This window comes from Polaromonas sp. P1_G2 (assembly GCF_056405515.1).
Genome location: NZ_JBFUBY010001743.1, coordinates 1 through 361, shown reverse-complemented (window position 1 = coordinate 361; position 361 = coordinate 1). Strand labels below are relative to the sequence as shown.

At 59.3% G+C, this 361-nt stretch carries 1 pseudogene; it reads right to left on the bottom strand.

Going from position 1 to position 361, the window contains the following annotated elements:
• A pseudogene (locus AC1D0P_RS32390) lies at positions 1-289 on the bottom strand (hypothetical protein); the annotation flags it as partial.
• Positions 290-361: the final 72 nt, after the last annotated feature.

Sequence of the window (361 nt, the reverse complement as noted above, 5' to 3'; positions counted from 1 at the left end):
CCACCGGATAACGGCTCGAACCTTTCCAAGGGATGCGCACGATCTCGATGCCATCGATCGTCTCGCGTTCCGCCAGCGCGCGGCCGGGCTCGGAGAATAGTGAATTCAAGGTCACGACCCGGATACGGAAACCGTGCCGAATCGCCTGGCGGCAGAGATTGAAGACGACATCCTCCAGCCCACCGCGATTGGGAAGGAACTGGCGCACGACATGGACGATCAGCGGTGCAGGCGGCACAGGGCCGCTGCCCGAAAAACCGGTGGCTACGTCGTCCTCGATGCGTTTCATGCGCGTGTGAAAGGCCCCGGAAAAGGTGAAATGCTTTTGGTCGAGGCAGTATTGACGCCATGAATATTAACA